Origin of the sequence: Saccharothrix longispora (genome assembly GCF_030852425.1) — a bacterium.
Classification (GTDB): Bacteria; Actinomycetota; Actinomycetes; order Mycobacteriales; family Pseudonocardiaceae; genus Actinosynnema; species Actinosynnema longispora.
This window is the reverse complement of the sequence record NZ_NSDM01000018.1, coordinates 118,008-142,576: the sequence shown is the minus strand read 5'-3', so window position 1 is coordinate 142,576 and position 24,569 is coordinate 118,008. Positions and strand designations below refer to the sequence as shown.

Annotated in this window: 7 protein-coding genes; 2 read left to right on the top strand and 5 right to left on the bottom strand. The window is 74.2% G+C overall.

What is annotated here, in order from left to right; genetic code table 11:
• The coding region (locus tag CKY47_RS32075; protein WP_306750086.1) for a type I polyketide synthase at positions 1–12,638 on the bottom strand (12,638 nt) is incomplete at its 3' end.
• A gap of 287 nt (positions 12,639–12,925) precedes the next feature.
• Here CKY47_RS32075 and CKY47_RS32070 point away from each other — a divergent pair.
• Entirely contained in the window at positions 12,926–13,612 is a 687-nt protein-coding gene (locus tag CKY47_RS32070; RefSeq protein ID WP_306750085.1) for a VC0807 family protein, read from the top strand.
• Between the two features lie 296 nt (positions 13,613–13,908).
• Positions 13,909–15,084 (top strand): helix-turn-helix domain-containing protein, encoded by a 1,176-nt coding sequence (locus tag CKY47_RS32065; protein WP_306750084.1) that lies wholly within the window; start codon positions 13,909–13,911, stop codon positions 15,082–15,084.
• A gap of 79 nt (positions 15,085–15,163) precedes the next feature.
• Here CKY47_RS32065 and CKY47_RS32060 read toward each other — a convergent pair whose 3' ends face one another.
• The 4 genes from CKY47_RS32060 to CKY47_RS32045 all read right to left on the bottom strand — a co-directional run bounded on the left by CKY47_RS32060 (position 15,164) and on the right by CKY47_RS32045 (position 24,538).
• On the bottom strand, positions 15,164–15,766 hold the full coding sequence (locus CKY47_RS32060; protein ID WP_306750083.1) for a LuxR C-terminal-related transcriptional regulator: 603 nt from the start codon (positions 15,764–15,766) through the stop codon (positions 15,164–15,166).
• A 591-nt stretch (positions 15,767–16,357) separates the two neighbouring features.
• Positions 16,358–19,135, bottom strand: coding sequence for a helix-turn-helix transcriptional regulator (locus tag CKY47_RS32055; protein WP_306750082.1), 2,778 nt, complete (start codon positions 19,133–19,135; stop codon positions 16,358–16,360).
• A 3-nt stretch (positions 19,136–19,138) separates the two neighbouring features.
• On the bottom strand, positions 19,139–21,757 hold the full coding sequence (locus tag CKY47_RS32050) for a helix-turn-helix transcriptional regulator (protein ID WP_306750081.1): 2,619 nt from the start codon (positions 21,755–21,757) through the stop codon (positions 19,139–19,141).
• 33 nt (positions 21,758–21,790) lie between these two features.
• Positions 21,791–24,538, bottom strand: coding sequence for an ATP-binding protein (locus CKY47_RS32045; RefSeq protein WP_306750080.1), 2,748 nt, complete (start codon positions 24,536–24,538; stop codon positions 21,791–21,793).
• Positions 24,539–24,569 lie beyond the last annotated feature (31 nt).

Genomic DNA, 24,569 nt, shown 5'->3' with positions numbered 1-24,569 from the left:
GCGTCGAACTCCGCCGCATCGTGCAAGAACCCACCACTGCGCGTATACGACGTCCCCACACGATCCGGGTCCGGGTCGTACAACCCCTCCACATCCCACCCACGATCGGTCGGGAACCCGGACACCGCGTCCACGCCCTCCTCGACCAGGCGCCACAGGTCCTCCGGTGACCGCACCCCACCCGGGTAGCGGCAGCTCATCCCCACGATCGCCAGCGGCTCGTCCGCGGGCCGGGTCGTGACGACCACCGGCGCGTCGCCCCCACCGGACGCGCCGTCGACCTCGGTGACCAGGAAGGCCGCCAGGGCCGCGGGCGTCGGGTGGTCGAACGCGAGCGTCGGCGGCAACCGCAGGCCGGTGACCTCGCCGATCCGGTTCCGCAGCTCGATCACGGTCAGCGAGTCGAAGCCGATGTCCTTGAACGCGCGTCCCGGGACGACCGCGCCCGGGTCGCTGTGCCCGAGGACGTCGGCGACCTGCTCGCGGACCAGTGCCAGCACCACACCGCCGCGCTCGGCCGGCCCGACGGCGGCCAGCCGGCGTGCCAGGTCGGTGCCGCCTCCGGTCGTGGCCCCCGAGCCCGCGGCCCGCCGGGCGGCTGTCCTGACGAGGGCGCGCAGCAGCGGCGGCACGTCGTGCCCCCGCAACGCCCTGGTGTCCAGCTTGACCGGCGCGAGCGCCGGGAGCCGCGTGCCCACGGCGGCGTCGAACAGCCGTAGCCCGTCCTCGGTGGGGATGGGCGCCAAGCCGGTGCGCTCCATGCGCGTCAGGTCGACCCGGTCCAGCGTCGCGCCCATGCCGGACGCCCACAGTCCCCAGGCCAGTGCCGTCGCGGGCAGGCCCAGCGCGTGGCGGTGGGCGGCCAGTCCGTCGAGGAAGCTGTTCGCCGCCGCGTAATTGCCCTGCCCCGCCGTGCCCAGGGCTCCCGCGGCGGAGGAGAACAGCACGAACGCGGAAAGGCCGGTGGTCGTCTCGTGCAGGTGCCACGCCGCGTCGACCTTGGGCCGCAGCACGGCGTCCAGGCGTTCCGCGTCGAGCGAGGCCACGACACCGTCGTCCAGCACACCGGCAGCGTGCACGACGGCGGACAGGTCGAGCCGGCCCACCAGGTCGGCCACCGCGTCCCGGTCGCCCAAGTCGCACGCGTACCAGTCAACCCGCGCGCCCGAGCCGGCCAGCTCCGCCGCGAGGTCGGTGGCACCCGGAGCGTCGCCGCCGCGCCTGCTCACCAGGGCGAGGTCGCGCACGCCGTGCACGGTGACCAGGTGGCGGGCGAACAGCGCGCCCAGCGCGCCCGAGGCCCCGGTCAGCAGCACCGTGCGGTCCCCGAAGTCAGGCGCGGCAGTACCCGGGACGGCCACGCGGGTGAGCCGGGGCACGAAGACCTCGCCGCCGACGACCCGCAGCTGCGGCTCGTCCAGCAGCAGCGCCCGCCGCAACGCGGCGGCCGTGCGCGGGTCGTCGTCCACGTCCGCCAGCACGAACCGACCGGGGTTCTCCGCCTGCGCCGACCGCACCAGCCCCCACACGGCCGCCTGGTCGACGACGCCGTCGGCGACGCCGCCGGTGACCAGCACCAGGCGCCCGCCGTCCTCGCTCAGCCAGGACTGGAGCAGCCGGAGCACGGTGTGCAGCAGCTCGTGGGTCCGCTCCGGCACGGGCAGGTCCTCCGGTGCGGCGCAACGCACCGCGACCAGGTCCGACCGCTCACCGACCGGCGGCAGCCCGTCCAGCACCGCCAGGTCGACCTCGTCGTCCGGCAACGGCCCCACGGGCCGCCAGGCGACCTCGTACAGGTCGTCGGGCGTCGTGCTCGCCGCCGCCGTCGGGCGCAGCACCAGCGACTCGGCCGTGACGACCGGGACGCCGCCTTGGTCGGTCGCGGCCAACGACACCGCGTCCCGGCCGGTCGGCCGCACTCGCACCCGCAACACCGAGGCGCCGGTCGCCCGCAGCGCGACCCCGGTCCACACGAACGGGACCAGACCGCGCCCGGTGCCCTCCTCGGGCTCCACCGCCCCGAGCCACACGGCGTGCAGCGCCGCGTCGAACAGGGCCGGGTGCAGCACGAACCCTTCGGTGCCCCGGACCGCCTCGGGCAGCACCACCTCGGCGAGCACCTCGTCACCGAGCCGCCACGCGGCGCGCAGCCCCCGGAACGCCGGGCCGTAGGCGAAGCGCAGTTCGCGCAGTCCTTCGTAGAAGCCGTCGACGCCGATCGGTTCCGCGCCGGCGGGCGGCCACTCGGACCCGGTCCCCGCCGGAGCCGCACCGGTGCCGAGCAGGCCGGTCGCATGTCGGGTCCACGGCTGGTCGTCCGCCGCGCCCTCGGGACGTGAGAAGACCGAAACCCGGTAGCGGTCCGCCTCCCGGCCCAACCGGACCTGGATCGTCGCGCCGTGTCGAGCGGGCAGCACCAGCGGCGCCTCGACCGCCAGCTCGTCCAGCACGTCGCACCCGACCTCGTCACCGGCGCGGACCGCCAGCTCGACGAAGACCGTGCCGGGCACCACCACGTCCTCGCCCACCACGTGATCGGCCAACCAGGGCTGGGTCCGCACCGACAGCCTGCCGGTGAACAACCACTCGTCCTCCCCCGCTACGAGCACGGCCGCGCTCAGCAGCGGGTGACCGAGGTCCGTCATGCCCGCGGCCGTCACGCCGCCCCGCGTGGCGACCGCGTCCAGCCAGTACCGCTCGCCCTGGAATGCGTAAGTGGGCAGATCGACCCGTCGTCCACCCCTGTGGAACGGCGTCCAGTCGACCTCGACGCCGTTGACGTGCAGCTCCGCGAGCGCCGTGACGGCCGACAGGTCCTCCGGTCGGTCGGCGCGCAGGGTCGGGACGGCCAGGATCTCCGCGTCGGGCAGGCAGTTGCGGGTCAGCGCCGTCAGCACGCCGCCCGGCCCGATCTCCAGGAACCGCGTCGTGCCGCGCTCGTCCAGCTCCGCGACCTGATCCGCGAAGCGGACCACGTCACGGACGTGCCGGACCCAGTAGTCGGGCTCGGCGACCGGGGAGAGCATCGGGATGCGCGGCTCGTGGAACTCCAACCCGCCCACCACAGCGGCGAAGTCGTCGAGCATCGGGTCCATCAACGGCGAGTGGAAGGCGTGACTCACCTTGAGCCGCGACGTCTTGCGGTCCGCGAAGTGCGCCACCACCGCGTCCACCGCGTCCACCGCACCGGACACCACCACCGAACGCGGACCGTTCACCGCAGCCACCGACACACCGTCGGTCAGCAGCGGCACGACCTCGTCCTCGGCCGCCTCGATCGCCACCATCGCCCCACCCGACGGCAACGCCTGCATCAAGTCCGCGCGGGCGGACACCAACCGACAGGCGTCGTCGAGGGACAACACCCCGGCCACGTGGGCCGCCGCGATCTCCCCCACCGAATGCCCCACCAACACATCCGGCCGCACACCCCACGACTCCACCAGCCGGAACAACCCCACCTGCAACGCGAACAACGCACGCTGCGCCACACCCGTCCGCGCCAACACCTCCACGTCAACGTCGAAGAACGACGCCCCACCCAGGCCCGCGACCACCTCGTCATAGGCAGCGGCGAACACCGGGAACGCCGCATACAACCCACGCCCCATACCCACCCGCTGCGAACCCTGACCCGAGAACAAGAACGCGACCTTGCCCGGTTGGACGGCACCTCGGACGACCACCGGTGAGCCGGTTCCCCCGGCCAGGGCCGCCACTCCGCTGAGGTGGTCGTCCAGCACGACGGCCCGGTGCTCCAGCCACGCCCGCGACACCGCCAGCGAGTGACCGACGTCCACCGGCGACATGTCCGCCATCGCGGTCAGGCGCGCGGCCTGGGCGCGCAACGCCACCTCGGACTTGGCGGACACCACCCACGGCGTCAACTGGTCGGTGACGGGAACGGGCGCGACTTCCTCGGCAGGTCCCTGTTCGAGGATGACGTGGGCGTTGGTGCCGCTGATCCCGAACGACGACACCGCCGCCCGACGCGGCTCAGCCCACTCAACGGCTTCGGTGAGCAACCGGACGTCACCCACCGACCAATCCACGTGCGGCGACGGCTCATCCACGTGCAACGTGCGCGGCAACACACCATGCCGCATCGCCATCACCATCTTGATCACACCCGCCACACCCGCGGCGGCCTGCGTATGACCGATGTTCGACTTGATCGACCCCAACCACAACGGACGATCCCGACCACGCCCGTACGTCGCCAACAACGCCTGCGCCTCGATCGGATCACCCAACGCCGTACCCGTCCCGTGCGCCTCCACCGCATCCACATCGGACACCGACAAACCCGCCGAACCCAACGCCTGCCGGATCACCCGCTGCTGCGACGGACCATTCGGAGCCGTCAAACCATTCGACGCACCATCCTGGTTCACCGCACTACCCCGAAGCACGGCCAACACGGTGTGACCGTTGCGGCGGGCGTCCGACAACCGCTCCACCAACAACAACCCGACACCCTCACCCCACCCCGTGCCGTCCGCACCAGCCGCGAACGCCTTGCACCGACCATCCGCCGACAACCCCCGCTGCCGACTGAACTGGAGGAACAGGGTGGGTGTCGTCATGACGGTGATGCCGCCGACGAGCGCCAACGAGCACTCACCCGACCGCAACGCCTGCGCCGCCAGGTGCAACGCCACCAACGACGACGAACACGCCGTGTCCACCGTCACCGCCGGCCCCTCCAAACCGAACGTGTAGGCGATCCGACCGGACACCACGGACGCGGCCTTGCCGGTCAGCAGGTAGCCCTCGACCTCCTCGGAGGGCCGGTCGACCCACGAGGCGTAGTCCTGGCCGTTGGTGCCGACGAACACGCCTGTCCTCGTGCCGCGCAACGCGGTGGGGTCGAGACCGGCGCGCTCGAACAACTCCCACGACGTCTCCAGCAGCAGGCGCTGCTGCGGGTCCATCGCCACCGCCTCACGCGGCGAGATCCCGAAGAAGTCCGCGTCGAAGCGGTCCACGCCGTCGAGGAACGCGCCGCCCGACGCGTAGGAGGTACCGGGGTGGTCGGGGTCGGGGTGGTACAGGGAGTCGAGGTCCCAGCCCCGGTCGGTCGGGTAACCCGCGACGGCGTCCGCCCCGCTCTCGACCAGGTCCCAGAGGGCTTCCGGGGAACGCACGCCGCCGGGGAACCGGCAGCTCATGCCGACGATGACGACCGGGTCGTCCGCCACCGCGAGCGCGAGCGGGGCCGGGGTGCCTGCGTCGGCCGTCCGGCCGCCGAGTTCGTCGTGCAGGTGCCGGGCGAGTGCCGCGGGCGTCGGGTGGTCGAAGACGAGCGTGGTGGGCAGCCGCAGGCCGGTCGCGTTGTTGAGCCGGTTGCGGAGCTCGACCCCGGCGAGCGAGTCGAAGCCGCTCTCCCGGAACGGCTTCGCCGCGTCCACGGCCTCCGCAGACGCGTGCCCGAGGACGGCGGCGGCGTGCGAACGCACCACCTCCACCAGCACCGCCGGTCGGTCGACCTCGGCGACCGCCGCCAGCTGCCGGGCGAGTGCCGAGCCACCGGCGGGCCGGGCTTCGTCGAACCGCGCCAGGGCGTCGCGTGCCTCGGGCACGCCGTCGAAGAGCGGCACCGGGCGCGCGCCGGCGATGTGCTCGACGAACGCGTCCCAGCGCACGTCGGCGATGGTGACGGTCGGCTCGCCACGGCCGACCGCGTCGTGCAGCGCGGTGATCGCGAACGCGGGCGCGAGGGGGTCGACACCACGCCGGGCCAGGTGCTCGCCGACCCGACCGGCGGCCATGCCCCCGTCGGCCCACGCGCCCCAGGCCACCGCGAGCGCGGGCAGGCCGTTCGCGTGGCGTTCGCCGGCGAAGGCGTCGAGGAACGCGTTGGCGGCGGCGTAGGCACCTTGGCCCGGGTTGCCCCACACACCGGTCATGGACGAGAACAGGACGAAGGCGTCGAGATCGCCGGTCAGGTCGTGCAGGTTCACCGCGCCGTCGACCTTGGCACGCCATACGGCGTGCAGGGAGTCGGTGGTCATCGTCGCGACCAGGCCGTCGGCCAGTACACCCGCCGCGTGCACGACGGCCGACGGCGGCTCGGGCAGCGAGGCCAGGAGGGCGGCGAGCGCGTCCCGATCAGCGACGTCGCAGGCGGCCACCGTCACGGCCACGTCGAGCGCGGTCAGCTCGTCCCGCAGTTCCACGGCACCATCCGCGTCGAGGCCCCGCCGACCGGTCAGCACCAGGTGCCGGGCGCCCGCACCGGCCAACCACCGGGCCACGTGCGCGCCCACGGCCCCCGTGCCGCCGGTCACCAGGACCGTGCCGCGCGGCGTCCACCCCACCGACCCGCCGGTCACCCGGGCGCGGGTCATCCGCCGACCCAGCACGCGCCCGTCGCGGATCGCCACCTGGTCCTCGCCCGACCCGCCGGTGACCACGCGCACCAGCAGGCGGGCGTCGGCGTCCTCGGTGCCGGGCACGTCCACCAGACCGCCCCAGGTCCGGGGCTGCTCCAGCGCGACCACCCGGCCCAGGCCCCACAGCGACGCGGGAACGGGTCGGACGCGGTCGTCGGGGGAAACCGCCACGGCGCCGGTGGTGGCGAACCACAGCGGTGCGGTGAGACCGGCGTCCGCCGCGGCCTGCACCAAGGCCACGGCCCGCGCCACCGGGGCCGGCGAGTGGTCGTCCCCCCCGGGGACGAAGGCGAGGATGCCGTCGACCAGGCCCACTCCGGCCAGGTGGACCGCGAACTCCTCGCGGTCGTCGACGAACGGGACGACCACCGCCTCGACGCCCAGCGGCTCGAACGCCGCGCGCACACGCGCTCCCGCCTCGACGTCGGCCACCACGAGCCACGTGCCCGGCACCGCGGTCCCGGGATCGACCTGCTTCCACGTGACCCGGTAGCGCCGGTCGTCCATGGCGGACCGGTCGCGTCGCTGCCGCCGCCACGCCGACAGCTTCGGCAGCACGGCGCGGAACGAGTCGTCCGAGTCGACGCCCAGCGACGCCGACAACGCCTCGACGTCCTCGCGCTCCACCGTCTGCCAGAACTCGACGTCACCCGGTGACACGACGGCACCGCGATCCGGCTCCTCCAGCCAGTACCGCTCGCCCTGGAAGGCGTAGGTCGGCAGGTCGACCCGCCGGCCACCCCGGAGGAACGTCGTCCAGTCCACGTCCGCGCCGTGGGCGAACAGCTCGCTCAACGCCGTGACGGCCGTCGCTTCCTCGGCCCGGTCGGCCCTCAGCAGTGGGACCGCGAGGATTTCGTTGTCGGGCAGGCAGTTGCGGGTCAGCGCCGTCAGCACGCCGCCCGGCCCGATCTCCAGGAACTTCGAGACGCCGCGTCGGTCCAGTTCGGCCACCTGGTCGGCGAAGCGGACCGCGTCACGGACGTGCCGGACCCAGTAACCCGCCTCGGCGACCGGGGAGAGCATCGGGATGCGCGGCTCGTGGAACTCCAGTCCCCGCACCACCGCCGCGAACCCGTCGAGCATCGGGTCCATCAACGGCGAGTGGAAGGCGTGACTCACCGTCAGCCGCGACGTCTTGCGATCCGCGAAGTGCGCCACCACCGCATCCACCGCGTCCACCGCACCGGACACCACCACCGAACGCGGACCATTCACCGCAGCCACCGACACACCGTCCGTCAGCAGCGGCACGACCTCCTCCTCCGACGCCTCCACCGCCACCATCGCCCCACCCGACGGCAACGCCTCCATCAGGTCCGCACGGGCGGACACCAACCGACAGGCATCGCCGAGGGACAACACCCCGGCCACGTGGGCCGCCGCGATCTCCCCCACCGAATGCCCCACCAACACATCCGGCCGCACACCCCACGACTCCACCAACCGGAACAACCCCACCTGCAACGCGAACAACGCACGCTGCGCCACACCCGTCCCGCTCAACACCTCCACGTCAACATCGAAGAACCCATGCCCACCCAACCGGAGCACGACCTCGTCATACGCGGCAGCGAAAACCGGGAACGCCGCATACAACCCACGCCCCATACCCGCCCGCTGCGAACCCTGACCCGAGAACAAGAACGCCACACCGGCGTCACCGGCGGCCTGCCCGACCACGAGGTCGGGGTGCGTCCGCCCGTCGGCCAACGCCTCCAGCGCGGGCCGGCCTCCCCGCACGACCGCCCGGTGCTCCAGCACCGCACGTCCCTCGGCCAGCGAGTGCGCGACATCGACGGGGTTCGCGTCCAGCAGGGGCAACAGCTGTGCCGCCTGGGCGCGCAACGCCGCTTCGGACCTCGCCGACACCAGCCACGGCACGACACCGCCCACAGCGGGTTCGGGCGCGATCTCGGCCTCCGGGGCCTGTTCGACGATCACGTGCGCGTTCGTCCCGCTGATGCCGAACGACGACACGCCGGCCCGGCGCGGACCGTCCGAGTGCCACTCCTGCCGCTCGGTCAGCAGCCGCACCCCACCCGCGGACCAGTCCACGTGCGGCGACGGCTCATCCACGTGCAACGTGCGCGGCAACACACCATGCCGCATCGCCATCACCATCTTGATCACACCCGCCACACCCGCAGCCGCCTGCGTATGACCGATGTTCGACTTCACCGACCCCAACCACAACGGACGATCCCGACCATGCCCGTACGTCGCCAACAACGCCTCGGCCTCGATCGGGTCACCGAGCACGGTGCCCGTGCCGTGCGCCTCGACGGCGTGCACGTCGGACGGCGTCAAGCCGGCGTTCGCCAGGGCCTGCGCGACCAGGCGCTGCTGCGACGGGCCGTTCGGCGCGGTCAACCCGTTCGACGCACCGTCCTGGTTCACCGCCGAACCACGCACCACCGCCAACACGGAGTGACCGAGCCGCCGGGCATCCGACAACCGCTCCACCAACAACACACCGACACCCTCGGCCCACCCCGTACCGTCCGCACCCGCACCGAACGCCTTGCACCGACCATCCGCCGACAACCCCCGCTGCCGACTGAACTCCACGAACATGCCGGGCGTCGACATGACGCTGACACCGCCGACGAGCGCCGCCGAGCACTCACCCGACCGCAACGCCTGCGCCGCCAGGTGCAACGCCACCAACGACGACGAACACGCCGTGTCCACCGTCACCGCCGGCCCCTCCAACCCCAACGCGTACGCCACCCGGCCCGAGGCGATGCTGGCCGACGTTCCGGTCAGCAGGTAGCCCTCCAGGCCCTCGGCGCGCTCGTGCAGGCGAGGGCCGTAATCCATGTCGGTCGCGCCGACGAACACACCGGTGCGGCTGCCGCGCAGCGACAGCGGGTCGATGCCGGCCCGTTCGACGGCCTCCCACGACGCCTCCAGCAGCAGCCGCTGCTGGGGGTCGGTGGCCAGGGCCTCGCGGGGGGACATGCCGAAGAACGCCGGGTCGAACAGTGCGGCGTCGCGCAGGAACCCGCCGGACCGGGTGTAGGAACGGCCTGCCACACCGGGTTCGGGATCGTACAGCTCGTCGAGCCGCCACCCGCGGTCGTCGGGGAACTCGCCGATCGCGTCGGTCCCGGCGAGCAGCAGCTCCCACAGGTCCTCCGGGGAGCGCACGCCGCCGGGGAACCGGCAGCTCATGCCGACGATGACGACCGGGTCGTCGCGGTCGGCGACCGGACTGGCCCGGACGACCGCCGCGCGCTCGCCGAGGAGGCGTTCACGCAGGTGGTCGGCCAGCGCGCGGGGGGTCGGGTGGTCGAACAGCAGACCGCTGGGCAGCCGGAGACCGGTGGCGGTCGCGAGCAGGTCACGCAGTTCGACGGCACCGAGGGAGTCGAGTCCGAGTTCGCGGAACGTCGTGGCGGGATCGACGTCGCGGGGCTCGGCGTGGCCCAGGAGCGCGGCGACGTGACCGCGCACGACGTCCAGCACGACCCGGGCGCGTTCGACCTCGGGAAGGGTGGCGACGCGCTCGCCGAGCCCGGCGGTGGGTTTGGTCTGTTCGTCGTCCGGCGGGACGACGTCGGGCACGGACGTCTCCGGCACGGGCGCCGGCCGGGTCGGTGCGCCGTCCAGCCAGTGCCGCTTGCGTTGGAAGGCGTAGGTGGGCAGCGGCACGCGGCGACGTGGCCTGTCGCCGTGCAGGGCGTCCCAGTCGACGGCGACACCGTGGGCGTGCAGCGCGCCGACGGCCTTCAGCACGGCGTCGACCTCGTCCGGGCCGCGCAGCGTCGGGATCGCGACCTCGGCGTCGGTGAGGGATTCGGTCGCCAGCGAGGTGAGGGCCGAGCCCGGCCCCAGTTCGACGTAGGCGGTCGCGCCGGCGTCCCGCAGGGCGCGGACGCCGTCGGCGAACCTGACCGCCTCGCGCAGGTGGCGCACCCAGTACCCGGGCGAGCTGTGCAAGTCGGGGGCGGCCACGCCGCCGGTCAGGTTGGAAACGATCGGGATGCGCGCGGGCGAGTAGGTCAGTTCGGCGGCGACCTCGTGGAACGCGTCCAGCACCGCGTCCAGGTGGGCGGAGTGGAAGGCGTGGCTGACGCGCAGCCTGGTGGCCTTGCGGCCGGCCGCGGCGAGCGTGGCCGCGATCCCGTGCACGGCGTCCTCGTCGCCGGAGACGACGGTGGAGGTCGGCGAGTTGACGGCGGCGACGTCGAGCCCGGTGACGCCCGCGAGCAGCACGCGGATCTCGTCCTCCCCGGCTTGGACGGCGAGCATCGCGCCGCCCGCGGGCAGGTCGTCCATGAGGGCGGCGCGGGCGGTCACGAGTCGCGCGGCGTCCGGCAGTGACAGCACGCCGGCCACGTGGGCGGCGCTGAGCTCACCGAGCGAGTGGCCGATGAGGTGGCTGGGGGTGACGCCCCAGGCGGTCAGGAGCCGGAACAGCGCCACCTCGGTGGCGAACAGTGCGGGCTGGGTGTAGCGGGTGCGGTCGAGCAGCGCGGCTTCGGCCGAGCCCTCGGCGGCGAACAGGACGTCGCGCACCGGTCGGTCGGTCGACGCGTCGAGGTGTGCGCAGACCTCGTCGAAGGCCTCGGCGAAGAGGGGCAGGGCGGCGTGCAGTGCCTTGCCCGCACCGAGCCGCTGGCTGCCCTGGCCGGAGAACAGGAACGCGACCGACGGCGCGGCGTGGGCGGTGCCGGTGACGACGGCGGCGTCCCGGCGGCCGGTGGCGAGTACGCGCAGCCCGCGCCCGAAGTCCTCGCGCGTGCGGCCGACGACGGCGGCGCGGCGCGGGAAGGCGGTGCGGTGGCGGGCCAGGGACCACGCGGTACCCGCCAGGTCGGTGTCGTCGGCGAGGTGGTCCAGCAGCGCCCCGGCCTGGGCTCGCAGCGCCGCCCGCGAGGTGCCCGACAGCGGCCACAGGAGCGGTGCGCCGTCGTCCGCGACCGGTGCGGGTTCCGGCGCGGCCACGTGCTCGGCCAGCACGAGGTGGCAGTTGGTGCCGCCCATGCCGAACGAACTGACGCCGGCGACGAGCGGCGCGTCGTCCTGGGCGGGCGTGAACTCGGTGAGCACGCGCAGGTTGAGCGAGTCGAGGTCGATGGCGGGATTCGGCCGGGCGAAGTTGCGGCTGGCCGGGAAGGCGCGGTTGCGCAGCGCCAGCGCCACCTTGACCAGTCCGGTGATGCCCGCCGCGCCTTCGAGGTGGCCGACGTTGGTCTTCACCGAGCCGACGCGCAGCGGCCGGTCGGCGGGGCGCGCGGCGCCGAGGACAGCGCCGAGCGCGGCGGCCTCCACCGGGTCGCCCACCTTGGTGCCGGTGCCGTGCAGCTCGACGTAGTCCACACCGCCGGGATCGGTGTCCGCGTGCCGGTAAGCGCGACGCAGCACGTCCTCCTGACCCGGTTGGAACGGCACGGTCAGGCCGGCTCCGCCGCCGTCGTTGTTGACCGCTCCGCCGCGGATGACGCAGTAGACGCGGTCGCCGTCGGCCTCAGCCCGGGCCAGGGTCTTCAGGACGACGATCGCGCCGCCCTCGCCGCGCACGTAGCCGTTGGCGCGTTCGTCGAAGGTGAACGACCGGCCGTCGGGGGACAACCCGCCGAACCGCTGCGCGCCGATCGCGCTGTCCACCACGAGGTTCAGGTTGACCCCGCCCGCGATGGCCGCGGACGCCTCGCCGTTCCACAGGCTCTCGCAGGCGAGGTGTACCGACACCAGCGACGACGACTGCCCGGAGTCGACGGCGAGGCTCGGTCCGCCCAGTCCCAGGAAGTAGGAGACGCGGTTGGCGATGATGCTCCGGTGCAGGCCGGTGACCGAGTGCTTGGACACGGCGATCGGGCCGAGGTCCCGGGCCAGGGCGGCGTAGTCGTCCCAGATCGCGCCGACGAACACGCCGGTGCGGGTGCCGCGCAGCGAGCCGGGCACGATGCCGGCGTCCTCCAGCGCCTCCCAGGCCAGTTCCAGCACCAGGCGCTGCTGCGGGTCCATCGCGGCCGCCTCGCGCGGCGAGATGCCGAAGAACGCCGCGTCGAACCGGTCGACGTGGTCGAGGAAGCCGCCGGAGCGCACGGTCGCGGGGATGCCGTCCGGGACCTCGTGCCACCGGCCCTCCGGCACCTCGCCGATGGCGTCCACGCCGCCCCTGAGCAGTCGCCAGAACGCGGTGGCGTCCTCGGCGCCGGGCAGTCGGCAGGACAGGCCGACGACGGCGATGGCCTGCGGCGGCCCACCGACGGCTTTACCGGACTCGTTCATGTACGGCACTCCCACGAGTTCGCGAAAACAACCACGTGACGCCACTTCGACCGCCTGCGGTGGGCGTTTCCCGGTGTGGCCGGGTCCGGTCGCGCCCGCACGGCGCGTCGGTCCACGTAACCACGGGAAGCGCTCGCGGAAGGCGCGGCCGAGCGAACTCTAAGGAGTGCCCTAAAGGGGCCGGAGCGGTTAGGGAACTCCCTACACATCGCTCCTGGGAACGAAAGTCCCCGTTCACGCGGATACGGTGGCCGGACTGACCGATCGAGCACCCGGGGGACGCAACGGTGTCCGAGAGCATTGCCGCTTCGTCCGCCGCTCCCGCCACTCCGCCCGGCGGGGGTCGGGCCGCCGCGGTACTGGCCGTCATCTGGGACCTGGGCCTGCCGCTCGTCGCGTACTACGCGCTGCACCTGCTCGGCGCGTCCGACTGGGTCGCGCTGCTGGCGGCCACCGCGACCGCGACGGGGCGACTCGTCTGGGTCGCGCTGCGCACCCGGCAGGTGACCTGGTTCGCCGCGGTCATGATGATGGTTTTCGGCCTCGGGCTGGCGCTGGGCTTCCTCAGCGGCGATCCGAGGTTCCTGCTGGTGAAGGACTCGTTCGGCACCGCGGGCGCGGGTCTGGTCCACCTGATCAGCCTGGCGGGGGCGCGTCCGTTCGCGCTCGCGGCGGTCCAGACGTGGAAGCCGGCGCAGGCCGCCGAGTTCGGCGATCTGTACCGGACCGTTCCGGAGACGCGGCGGCTGTTCCGGCTGAGCGGGCTCGTCTGGGGGGTGGGGCTGATCGCCGAGGCGGTCCTGCGGCTACCCGTCATCTACCTGGTGCCGGTCGACGTGGCGGTGGGTCTGTCGGCGTTGATGATGGCCGTGTTCGTCGCGGTGATCCTCACCTGGAACCTGCTCTACATCGCCCGCGTCCGCACCCGTTCACCGCACGCGTGGGTGGGCCACACGGCCGACCGGCGGCAATAGCACCCGGCCCGGCGAAACGGGCCGAATGGCCTAATCTCGGGAGCGAATGCCAATTGCGACGCCGGTGTCCCGGGCGTCGTGCCGCCCCGACCCATCGACGCGGCAGCGGAGTGACCAGGAGCGCGATCCTTTAGGCAATTAATGCGAATAACCTTCACATGCAGAACGGCGGTTTCCCCCCGGTACCCCGAATAGTTGCCGGGTTACCGGTCACGCAATAACGTGGCGTGCGGAAGTGCTCATCGGCGAGCAACACCCGACGGACACCGGTGTTCCGTTTCTGATGGAGGCTGCTGATGGCTCCGGGCACGCGCGTACTGGCCGAAACCGCCGACGCGATGTTGGGCGATCTCGACAAGCTCGTGCAACGCGTCAACGAGCTGTCCCCCGAGCACCGCGCGCTGGACGAGGTGGTGCGACGCAACAACGCCGCCGACATGGCGATCAGCCTGTCCAACTCGATCACCATCTTCCTGGGCCTGGCGCGCGACCTGCGCCCGACCGTGGAGACCGACCACGAGTGGGAGATGCGCGGCGCCTCCCTGGGGTGGGCGCGGCGCGTCATGAACAGCGGCGTGGTCGACCTGCCAGGACTGCTGAAGATCAGCACATCGGCGCACGTGATCGTGATGCGGCAACTGCTGTCCGCGATTCCCGACGACCACGTGGTCGGCCTGCTCAGCCCCCTCGGGGAGTGGCACGACACGTTCTTCACCGAAGCGCACCGGCACGCCTTGGAGTCCCTGCGCACGGTCCCGCCCCTGCACGGCCGCCAGCGCACCGGCGACCAGCACCGCAACTGGCTGCTCAACATGCTCACGTCGTCGCACGCGTCCGCGGACGACTACGCGGACCACGTGCCGGCGCGGCTGTTCGTCGTCGTCCTGCGCGCCGCGCCACCCGTCCTCAGGACCGTCCTCGACGGCGAGGAGAGGCTGGACTCGTGGTGGACGGTGTGGCGGCCGACGCCCGAGCAGTTGATCGTCGTCGGCGACCTGGCGCGCGCGGAGGGCGACTGGCTGGGCGACACGCTGCTCGCGCTGCGGCCGGACAGCTCGACCGAGGGCGTGATCGCCGCCGACAGCGGTTCCCTGGCGGAACTGCGCGACATCCTGGCCGTCCTGCGCGCGAAGGTCGCGGAGTACCAGCCGAGACCGCTGCGCCCGGCGGAGGTCCTGTCGGGCAGACGACTGACCGTGCTGGACTCGGTGTCGGCGAACCCGGCCGCGACCGACCGGTTCGTGCGGATGCTGGCCCAGCTCTCCGGGGCCGGGGAGCTGACCCGCTCGGTGCAGACGCTGCTGACGTGCGACCTGAACCTCAGCAAGGCCGCCGAACTGCTCGCCGTGCACCGGTCCACCCTCGTCTACCGCCTGGACCGGATCGCCCGGCTGACCGGGGTCGATCCGCGGACCACCGAGGGCGCCGCGCTGTGGTGGATCGCCCTGGGAATCGGCCGCCACAGCGGCTGAACCGCCCCGGGGGGACGGGAGGAGCGCCGACGCGGCCGGTCCAACGCCACGGTGCGCGGACTGGCCGGGCGCGTCGCGGTCACTTCACGAAGGCGGCGTCCACCCTGGGCGGCCAGGACATGGATCGCAGGACGCCCAGCGAGAAGGCCCGTGACACCAGCGCCGCGCGGTTGGGCGCGTCGAGCTTCTTCAGCATGCTGCCCACGTGGTACTCGACGCCCTGTCGACTCAGGTAGAGCTTGGTCGCCAGGTTGATCGTGGACATGCCGGTGGCGATGCCCTCCAGGATGCGCGCGTCCAGTTCGGTGAGCCGGAACTCCTGCCCGGGCCCCTCGTCGATCGGCCCCTCGTTCCAGGTGACGCTGACCACGATGGTCGAGACGGGCGCCTCGCCGGGCACGGCCTCGCTGTGACCGGCGACGGCCGTCATGGTGCCGCCGGTGTCGCACGTGCCGGGCCACAACCAGGTGACGCGCTCCACGAGGCGTTCGCGACGCCCCAGGGCGAGCTGGGTGAACTGCCGGCGCAGCCGGACGTGATCCGCCGGCGGCACGAAGTCGAGCAGGGTCCGGCCAACGGGGCTGTCGGAGAGGGGGACTTCGCGCAGGAACTGCTTGTTGACCTCGTGGATGCGCAGCATCGGGTCGACGACCGCCATGCACGTGCCGGAACGCTCGAACAACGACCGGAACGCGTCGGCGTGGCGGGTGTCGTGGTGCGCCCGGTGGTTCGCCGGGCGGTTCGTCGGACGGAGGGAGGGTAAGGTTGCGGCTGGACGCACTGCGTCACCATTCCTCTCGATACGCGGCCCGCGCATGTGGCCGGACAAGACGGAAAACGTCTGCCGGCGCGCGGCCCCGAATAACCACTGCAACCACCGTAAGAAGAACCGACTGCGGGGGTCAACGCTTCCAGTACTTTCGCGGCTAATCCTGTGGTGCCCCCCGCGCCGGGGTTCGGTCACTTCGGGGGACGGGTGGTGTGGTGTGCCGGTTCGCACCGGCCGCGACCGGTACTGAGAAGCGGACGGACAGCCTGGACCAGCCCCGACACAGCATCCGATCTTGTGAGAAAGGACACAGTGTCAGACGGGGTCCGATATCCGCCCGAGAGCGGTGCGGCATTAGCCGCACCGCTCTCCCGGATCGCGATGAATACACGCGACAGTCTGTTCACGACAATTTAACCGATTGGGACGAACAGACCAGCACGATGCCCCGGACCACCGGAACCAATTGAGTCGACCCCACGTCCGCGCGACACGTCGACGGAGTCACGCTCCGTAGTCGTCCAGCGCGGCGGCCAGCGCCGTCCGGCCGGACAGGCCCAGCTTCCGGTAGACGCTCGTCAGGTGCTTCTCGACGGCGCGCGAACTGACGCCGAGCTCCTCGGCGATGTCCTGGTTGGTGCGCCCCTCGGCCGCCCAGCGGGCCACGCGCAGTTCGGCGCGCGTCAAGGCGGTCGACCGCCCGGGAGTCGGCGCGGGATGCCCCGCCGGGACCTGGTCGGCGGGTTGGCGGACGCCGTACTCGGCGGCTGCCGCCCTGGCCCGGGCGGCGAGCGCGGCGGCCTCCTCCGGTCGCGACCGCTGGAGCGCCCGGGCGAGCTGCGCCTCGGTGAGCGCCACCTCCCACCGGTGGTCGGTGCGGCGCAGCACCTCCAGTGCCTCCCTGGTCGACCGCACGGCCGCGTCCTCGTCCGGCAGCACCGAGCCGAGCGCGCGAAGGGCGCGGCCGATCGCGACCGGTCCACCCCACGTCCGCGCCGCCGCCAGTTCGGCTTCGACGAGGACGAGCGCGGCGTCGGTGTCGCCGAGCCCGTGGAGCAGGGTCGCGGCGTACGAGCGCCACGCGAGCACCGCCGGGTTGGTCCACCCGGCGCGCTCCAACCGGCGACCGCAGTCGAGCAGGCGCTCCACCCTGGTCGACGCCGGCTCGTCGCCCTGCGGGGCCAAGGCGCGCAGGGCCTGCCCCAGGGCGGTCGCGGCCGGGTGCTCGGGGCGTTCCGGGTCGGTGCGCAGCAGGTGGTGCGCGCGCCGCGGGTCGGGCAGGTGCAGCACCGCCGCGCCGAGCAGCAGCCCCGTGGTGGTCCCGGTGGCGGACGGTTCCCGCCCGACGGACGCCAGGAGGTCGTCGGCCTGGCCGACGAACCCTTGGGCGAGCAGCCTCAACGCCGAAGCGACGGCGATGGTGGCGGCGGCGTCCGGCACCCGGTGGTCGCGCGCGTACTGGGCCGCGAGCGCCGACAGGGGGGCCGCGTCGAGCGGGCGGTCCGCGAGGACGAACACCTCGGTCAGCAAGGCGGCCGTGTCGGGCAGGCGCGGGTCCTCGGGTGTCATCTCGCGCATCAGCAGCGTCGCGTCGCGCACCACGTCGTCGCGGGAGGAACGGCCCGTGAGGGCGGCGGCGCGCAGCAGTACCGCGGACAGTTCCCGACCGCCGGACGTCGCGGCGAGCGCCCGCGGGTCCGCCTCCTGCGCCCGGCGCACCGCGTCCGCGAGGCGGCGCGGGTCGTCGTCGGTGATCAGGAACAGCCGCGCCTCCACGCGCAGCCGCAGTTCCGGGTGCAGCACGTCGTCGGCCAGCACGGCGCGCGCCGCGTCCGCGAACTCGTCCGGCGCTGCCCGCAGGCAGGTGGTCGCGGCACGGGCGAGCGTGGTCGCGCGGGCGGTGGCCGACCGCAGGAGGGGCAGGGCCTCCAGCAGGTGACGGGTCGCCGCGACGGGCGTGGCGGCGCTTTCCACCTCAGCCAGCTCGACCAGCAGCTCACCGCGCTGCGCGGTCTGCACGGGCGTGTCGAACAGGGCGCGGCGCAGCACGCGGGCGGCCTGGTCGCGCGCACCCCGGTGCACGGCGGCGCGGGCGGCGTCACGCAGCGAGTCCACGACCCACACGTCCTGGAACGACGGCACGGCCAGCAGGTGCGCCGCCACCTCCTCGGCCGGTCGGCCGGCCCGGTGCAGGACCTTCGCGGCCGCGACGTGCAGGCCCTCCTCGTCCGCCGGTTCGAGGGACCGCAGCACGGCCTCGCGGACGACCGGGTGGACGAAGCGGGGGAGCCGGTCCGGCACCAGCACCCCCGCGGCGTGCAGGGCGCGTGCGGCGGCGGCGAGTTCCGCGGGGTCGAGGCGGGTCAGCCCACCGATCAGCTCCGGCTCGGCCGCGTCACCGAGGAGACCCGCCGCGACCGCGTACGACCGCACCGCGCCGGGGAACTCCGCCAACCTGGTGCCGTACCACTCGCACAGCTGCGACGGCAGGCAGGCGAGCACCTCCCGCACCGCGTCGTCGACCGGCCGCACACCCGACTCCGCCAGCTCGTCCACCACCGCGCGCGCGATCAACGGCACGCCCCGGGACACCTCCAGGCACGCGGCGGCGAACCGGTCACCGCAGTCCTCGCCGAACACCTCCCGCACCAGGCCCCGCACACCGGCGGACGACAGGGGACGCGGCACCAGCACGTCCGCCGCGCCTTGCACGACCGCCCACACGGATTCGGAGCCCGACCGGGGCAGGCCGTCGCGCACCGCGACGACCACGGCGACCCGCAGACCGTCGAGGCGGTGCACGAGGTAGGCGAGGCAGCGCAGCGACTCCACGTCGGCCCACTGGAGGTCGTCCACGACGAGCACCAGCGGTCGACGTCCACCGGCCACGGACACCAGGTGCCGAAAGCCGTGCAGCACGGCGTGGGAGGCGGACGCGGGGTACCCCGCGCGCGGTGCTGCCCCCCCGTTCGCGAACACCGGGTGCAGGAAGTCCGCGATCCCCGCCGCGACGCGGTCGCGCTCGTCGGCGGTGAGGTCCGCGGTGAGCGGCTCGGCCAGCTGCCGCAGCACCCCGGCGGGGAACGCGCGCTCGGCCCGCGCGGCGACTGCCTCCACGACGTGGGCGCCCTCCCGGGCGGCCTGCGGGCGCACGGCGTCGAGCAGCGCGGTGCGCCCCGCTCCGATCGGGCCGGTGATCACGAGCAGGGAGCCGCGCCCGGCCGCGGCGTCGGTCACGGCGCGGCTCAGGCGGGCGATCTCGCTGTCACGGTCGAACAGCACGTGTCACCGCCCACCGATCAGGGCGAGCAGCTCGCCCCGGCCCGCCACACCGAGCTTGCGGTAGGCGGTGGTCAGGTGCAGCTCGACCGTGCGGCGGCTCACGCCCAGCACACCCGCGATCTCGGGGTTGGTCATCCCCCGCGCGGCGAGTTCCGCGGCCTTCGCCTGTGCGGGCGACAGCTCGGACAAGCGACGGGTGCGGTCGTGCGGGACGCCGGCGCCGGCGCGCGCCGCCGCGCTCAGCGCCTCGGCGTGCAGGCGCACGGGCACCGCGCCGCAGGCACGGGCCGTGCGCGCGGCGGCGTCGGCCAGCCGCGCCGCTTCCCGGGTCCGGCCGAGCCGCAACTCGGCCGCCGAGAGCTCCACCTGGGCCTGGACGTGCAGCAGACGGGCGGGCGACCGGCGCAGCACGTGCTCGGCCTCGACCAGCGCCCGCGGCGCGAAGGGCTCGTGGCCCCAGCGCGCCGCGGCGAGCCTGGCGGCGCCGACGCTGCTGGCCGTGCCCCACGCGGCGGCCGCCCGGCTCTCCTCCGCGAGCAGGGTCCGGGCCTCGTCGGCGCGGTCCAACCGGACCAGCGCCTCGGCCGCGAGAGGGCGCCAGTCCACCAGCGCCGGGTTGCCGCGCCCCCGCCCGGCGAGCCGGCGCCCGCAGTCGAGCAGGTCGTGCAGCGCCGAGACCGGGTCGCCCGACGCGAGGCTGACGGCGGCGCGGGCGTGCAGGAGGCGTCCACGGCCCGGTCCGGATGCGGGGTCCGCGAGGGCGAGGTGGCGGCGGGCGGCGTCCGGGTCGCCGCGTTCGACCTCCAGCAGCGTGCCGGAGGCGATCAGCATGGCCCGTGTGCGCGCGGGCCACGCCGGCAGCGGGAGCAGCTCCAGGGCGTGGTCGAGGTGCCGCGCGGCCTCGTCCAGGTACCCGGCCCGGCGCGCGGCGTGGGCCAGGTGGTGGGCGATGGAGGCGGCGCTGCCGCGACGGCCGACGCGCAGGGCGTCGGTCAGCATGTCGGTCAACGCGGCGCGGGCCTCGGTGAGGTCGTCGGTGAGCACGAGCGTGGCGGCACCGGCCAGCCGGGGCGAGAGGAGCGGCTGCTCCGCGACGGCCAGCAACGCCAACCCCCGGGCGCGGTGGAGGTCGCGGCCGGCGAGGGCGAGCCGCCAAGCTTCGGCGCCCGCGAGCACCGGGTCCGCCGCGGCCGTGCGGGCGTCGACCCGGTCGTCCACGTCATGGCCGGCTATCAGGGAGGCGATCCGGCGCAGCGTGCCCAACCCGGCGTCGCCCGGCCGGTCCTCCGCCTGGTCGAGCGGCAGCGCCCGGCACACCGCGTCCCCGTCGCCCACGACGAGGAGCAGGTCGACGGCCGACTGCCGGTGCTGGCCCTCGGACGCCGCGGTGATCAGTGCACGTCTGGACACGACCGGCCGGTCGCGGCTCTCGGCGCACGCCAGGTCGACCACCAGCGCCGCGCGGTCGGCGGGATCAACCGGTTCGCCGGCGGCGCGCGCCAGCAGCGCGGCGGCCTCCCTGTCGTGCCCCTCGCGCAGCCTGCGCCGGCCGACGCGGCGCAGCACGTCAGCCGCCCACGGCGCACCGAGCGGCGCGGCGCCGAGCAGGATACGGGCCACCACGTCATCGGGCGCGGCGACGCGGTGGGCGGCCTCGGCGATCCAGGCGTGCAGTTCGCGGCGCACCGCCGGGTCCGTGCCGGCGAGCACCTGCTCGGCGACGTGCGGCGCGAGCCGGGGACGGTCGTCCGCGGCAGGACCGGTGGCGGTCAGGCCGTTGGCGCGGAGGTGGTCGAGCACGGCGGCGGCACCCCGCGCCGCGGGTAGCGGGACGGCGTCCCCGGCGACGGCGAGGACGCGGACCACATCGAGGAGACCGGCGGGCAGGCCGGCGAGCGTGCGGTCGACGACGGCGGCACGGCGGCGCAGCACGGCGGCCTCGGCCGCGCGCACGTCGACGCGCGTCCCTGCGTCGCGCAGCCCGTCGAGGGCAGGCACGAGGACCCCGGGCAGGCCGAGCGACGCCTCGGCGACGGTGTCGAACCGGTCGTCCGCGCCAGGTAGCCCGAGACGGTCGCGGCTCACGCGGCGCCCGCCCGCGGCGGTGAGCGGCCGGGGACGCAGCGGGGTGCACTCGCCGGCCCTCGGGGCGCAGCGACCGGTGCACACCACGGCGACGGGGGCCTGCCGCAGCCGGCGCAGCAGCATCCCGAGCAGGTGGGTGGAGGCCTGGTCGGCCCGGTGGACGTCGTCGACGAGCAGCAGCAGCGGAGCGCGCCTGGCGGTGGCGAGCAGCGCGGAGCACACCTCGGACGACGCGGCGGCCCGCTGCTCGGGCCGCACGCGGTCCAAGGGCGGCCACCCGGACCCGTCCGGGGCCAGGGACGCGCGCCACTGGTCGACCACGCCCCACTCGACGTCGGTCTCCCACCGCCGGGCGCGGGCCACGACGGTGCGCACGCCGTGCCCGGCTGCGACGCGGGCCGCGTGGGCGAGAAGCGCGCTGTGGCCGATCGCCGGCGGACCGATCACGGCGACGGCCGCCGACCGGCCCGCGGCCAGGTCGCCGACGACGCGGTCGAGGAGCGAGGTTTCCGCGTCCCGCTCCACCAGTGGTGTCACGGGGTGCTGCTCCGGGTGCGTCGCGGACACCGGTCAGTCGCCCTCCCCGCCGGCGAACACGGTCGCCAGCTCCGCCCTGCCGGTTATGCCCAGCTTGCGATACGCGCTGGTGAGGTGGACCTCCACGGTGCGGGCGGTGACGAACAGCGCCTCGGCGATCTCGCGGTTGGTCGCCCCGCCCACGGCCAACCGCGCCACCCGCCGCTCGCTGTCCGTGAGGATGTCGGCGCGGTCGCCCGTGGGGTTCCGCATCCGGCCACCCGCCTTGAGGAGCAGCGCCCGGGCCCGGGCGGCTGCGACCGGCGCGCCGCACAGCGTGGCGAGCTCCGCCGCGCGCCGCAGGTGCTCGCGCGCTTCACGGGTGTCGCCGCGGCGCAGCAGCGCGCTGCCCAGGCGGTGCTCCGCGCGCTGGAGGTCGTACCGGGCGCTCGACGTCTCCAGGACCCGCACCGCCTCGGTCATCGACTCGACGGCCGTGGAGCCCTTGTCGACCGCGGCCCGGGTCAGCAGGACGAGCCCTCGCGCCCGCGGCACGTCCCAGTTCGCGGCCAACCGCTCACCGTGCTCGACGTGGGCCTCCGCTTCGGCCGTGCGGCCCTGGTCGGCGAGCAGGAGAGCGGCCTCGGCCCACCACGGCGCGAACACGGGGTTGGCCACCCCGGCTCCGGCGAGGCTGCGACCGCACCACGACAGGTCCGCCAGGGCGCCTTCCGCGTCGCCCAGTTCGGCGCGGACCGAGGCGCGCGCCATGCGGAACAAGTGGCCGTCGAACAGCAGGTCGTCCAAGCGCGGGTGCTCGACCGCCGCCAGCAGGTCGGCCGCGCGACACGCGTCGCCTTCCCGCACGAGGACGTGGGCGAGGGTGACGACCGGCTGGACGGGGTGGGACCGCCAGGCGCGGTGGCGCGACGGCTCCAGGGCGAGCCTGGCGTCCACACCGGCCGACGTGAAGTTGCCCGCGCCGCACAACAGGGTCGCGCGGGTGCCCAGGGCAACCCAGTGCGCCCAGAGCGCGCCCTCCACGCGGCTGCGCGTGACGAGGCGGTCGACCGCCGTCACGGCCGCGGCGGTGTCGTCCGCGAGGTCGAGCACGAACGCCGACGCCAGCGCCGTCCAGCCGCCGCAGGCCGCCTCGTCCAGCAGCAGCGCCCGCTCGGCTCGGCGGACGGCCTGCTCGACGGGGTGCCCGGCGATCGCGTCGGACACTGCCAGGACGGCCAGCAGTTGTCGTTCGGCGGGGGTGTCGCCGGCGGGCTCGCCAAGCCGGAGCACCCGGTCGAGGGCTCGGCGCAGCGTCGACTTCTCGTCGACCGCGGACATGAACAACGAAGCGCGGACGTGGTGGAGCAGTTCGCCGTCCTCCGCCGACGGGGTCGGCCCGGCCGCCGCCACCAGCGCGTCGAGCGCGGGTTCCAGGACTCGCACGGCGTCGGGCGAGCGCTGGAGGGCCAGCGCGGTTTCCCCGTGCTGCACGGCGATGCGCGCGCGCAGCCTCGGATCGGGCGCGTCGGCGAGCGCGCGGTCGAGGTGGCGCAGCGCCGAGGACGGGTCGTCGTGCGCCAGCAGACCGGCCAGCCCGGCACGCAGGGCGGCATCGCCGGGCGTGGCATCGACCAGCGGCTGCAGGAACCGCGCCGCCGCGCGGGGCGCCCCTCGCCGGGCGGTGTCGTCAGCCGCCGCGCGCAAGACGGCGCGCATCCACGGCTTGTCGGGCGCCGGCAGGCGGAGCAGGTGCGACGCGACCACCTCGGCCGGTCGGCCGGCGTCGTTGAGCAGGCGGGCCGCCCGGGCGCGCATGTGGACGACACGCGATGCGGGCGGGCCGGTCAGCACCGCCTCGCGCACCACGTCGTGCTCGAACCCGTCGCCGTCGGGTGCGAGCAGGCCGGCGGAGCGCAGGAGGTCCGCGGCGGCGGACACGGCGCGGGCGGGCACACCCGACAGTGCGGCGACGAGGTCGGGATCGCCGGTCCCCAGCACCGCGATGGCGCGGGCGACGCGCGCCACCTGCGGGGGCTGCGCCAGCAGCCAGTCGACGACCGAGGTGATGACCACCTCGCCACCGATCGCGGGGGCCGAACCGTCCGCGAGCCGCGCGAGCAGGCGCGTCAGCAGCAGCGAGTTCCCCCCGCTCAGCCGGCGGACCTCGGTCAGCACGCCCTCGTCCACGGAGTCGCCCAGGGCTTCGGTGACGAGCCGGTCCACGGCGTCGGCGGGCAACGGCCCGAGATCGATGGTGGTCGTGCCGGTGCCGAGGAAAGCGCCGCGCAGCAGCGTGATCGGGCGGGTGAGCGGTGTGCGCGCGGTCAGCGCGAGGCACAGCGGCCGATGCCGGGAGCGCCGGAGCAGGTAGCCGAGCCAGTCCAGCGAGTCCTCGTCGGCCCAGTGGAGGTCGTCGACGGCGAGGATCAGCGGCCCGGACGCCATCAGGTCGACCGCGAGCCGGTACAGGTGGTGCATGACGGCGAAGGCATCGGGGTGCCCGGGCAGTCCGCCGGGACAGCCGAGGAGGTCGCGCGCCACACCGTAGGAGACGTTGCGGAGCTCCGGCTCGCAGCGGGTGCGGAGAACCGTGGTCTTCGCAGGAACGACCGCGGCGTCCAGCACCTCGTCGAGCAGCCGGGACTTCCCGACCCCCTCGTCCCCGCGGATCATCAGCAATTGCCGCAGGCCGACCTCGACGGCTTCGACGCGGCCGCGAGCCGAGGCGCGCTCGCGCTCACGGCCCAGCAGTGGCCCACCACGACCTGCCGCGCGATCGAGCGTTCGCGGTGCAGACACCTCGACGACCTCCGACCACTGTGCGAACGAT

Coding starts and splice junctions, on each gene's coding strand:
- CKY47_RS32065 (WP_306750084.1), top strand. CDS start 13,909: ATGGCTCCGGGCACGCGCGTACTGGCCGAAACCGCCGACGCGATGTTG.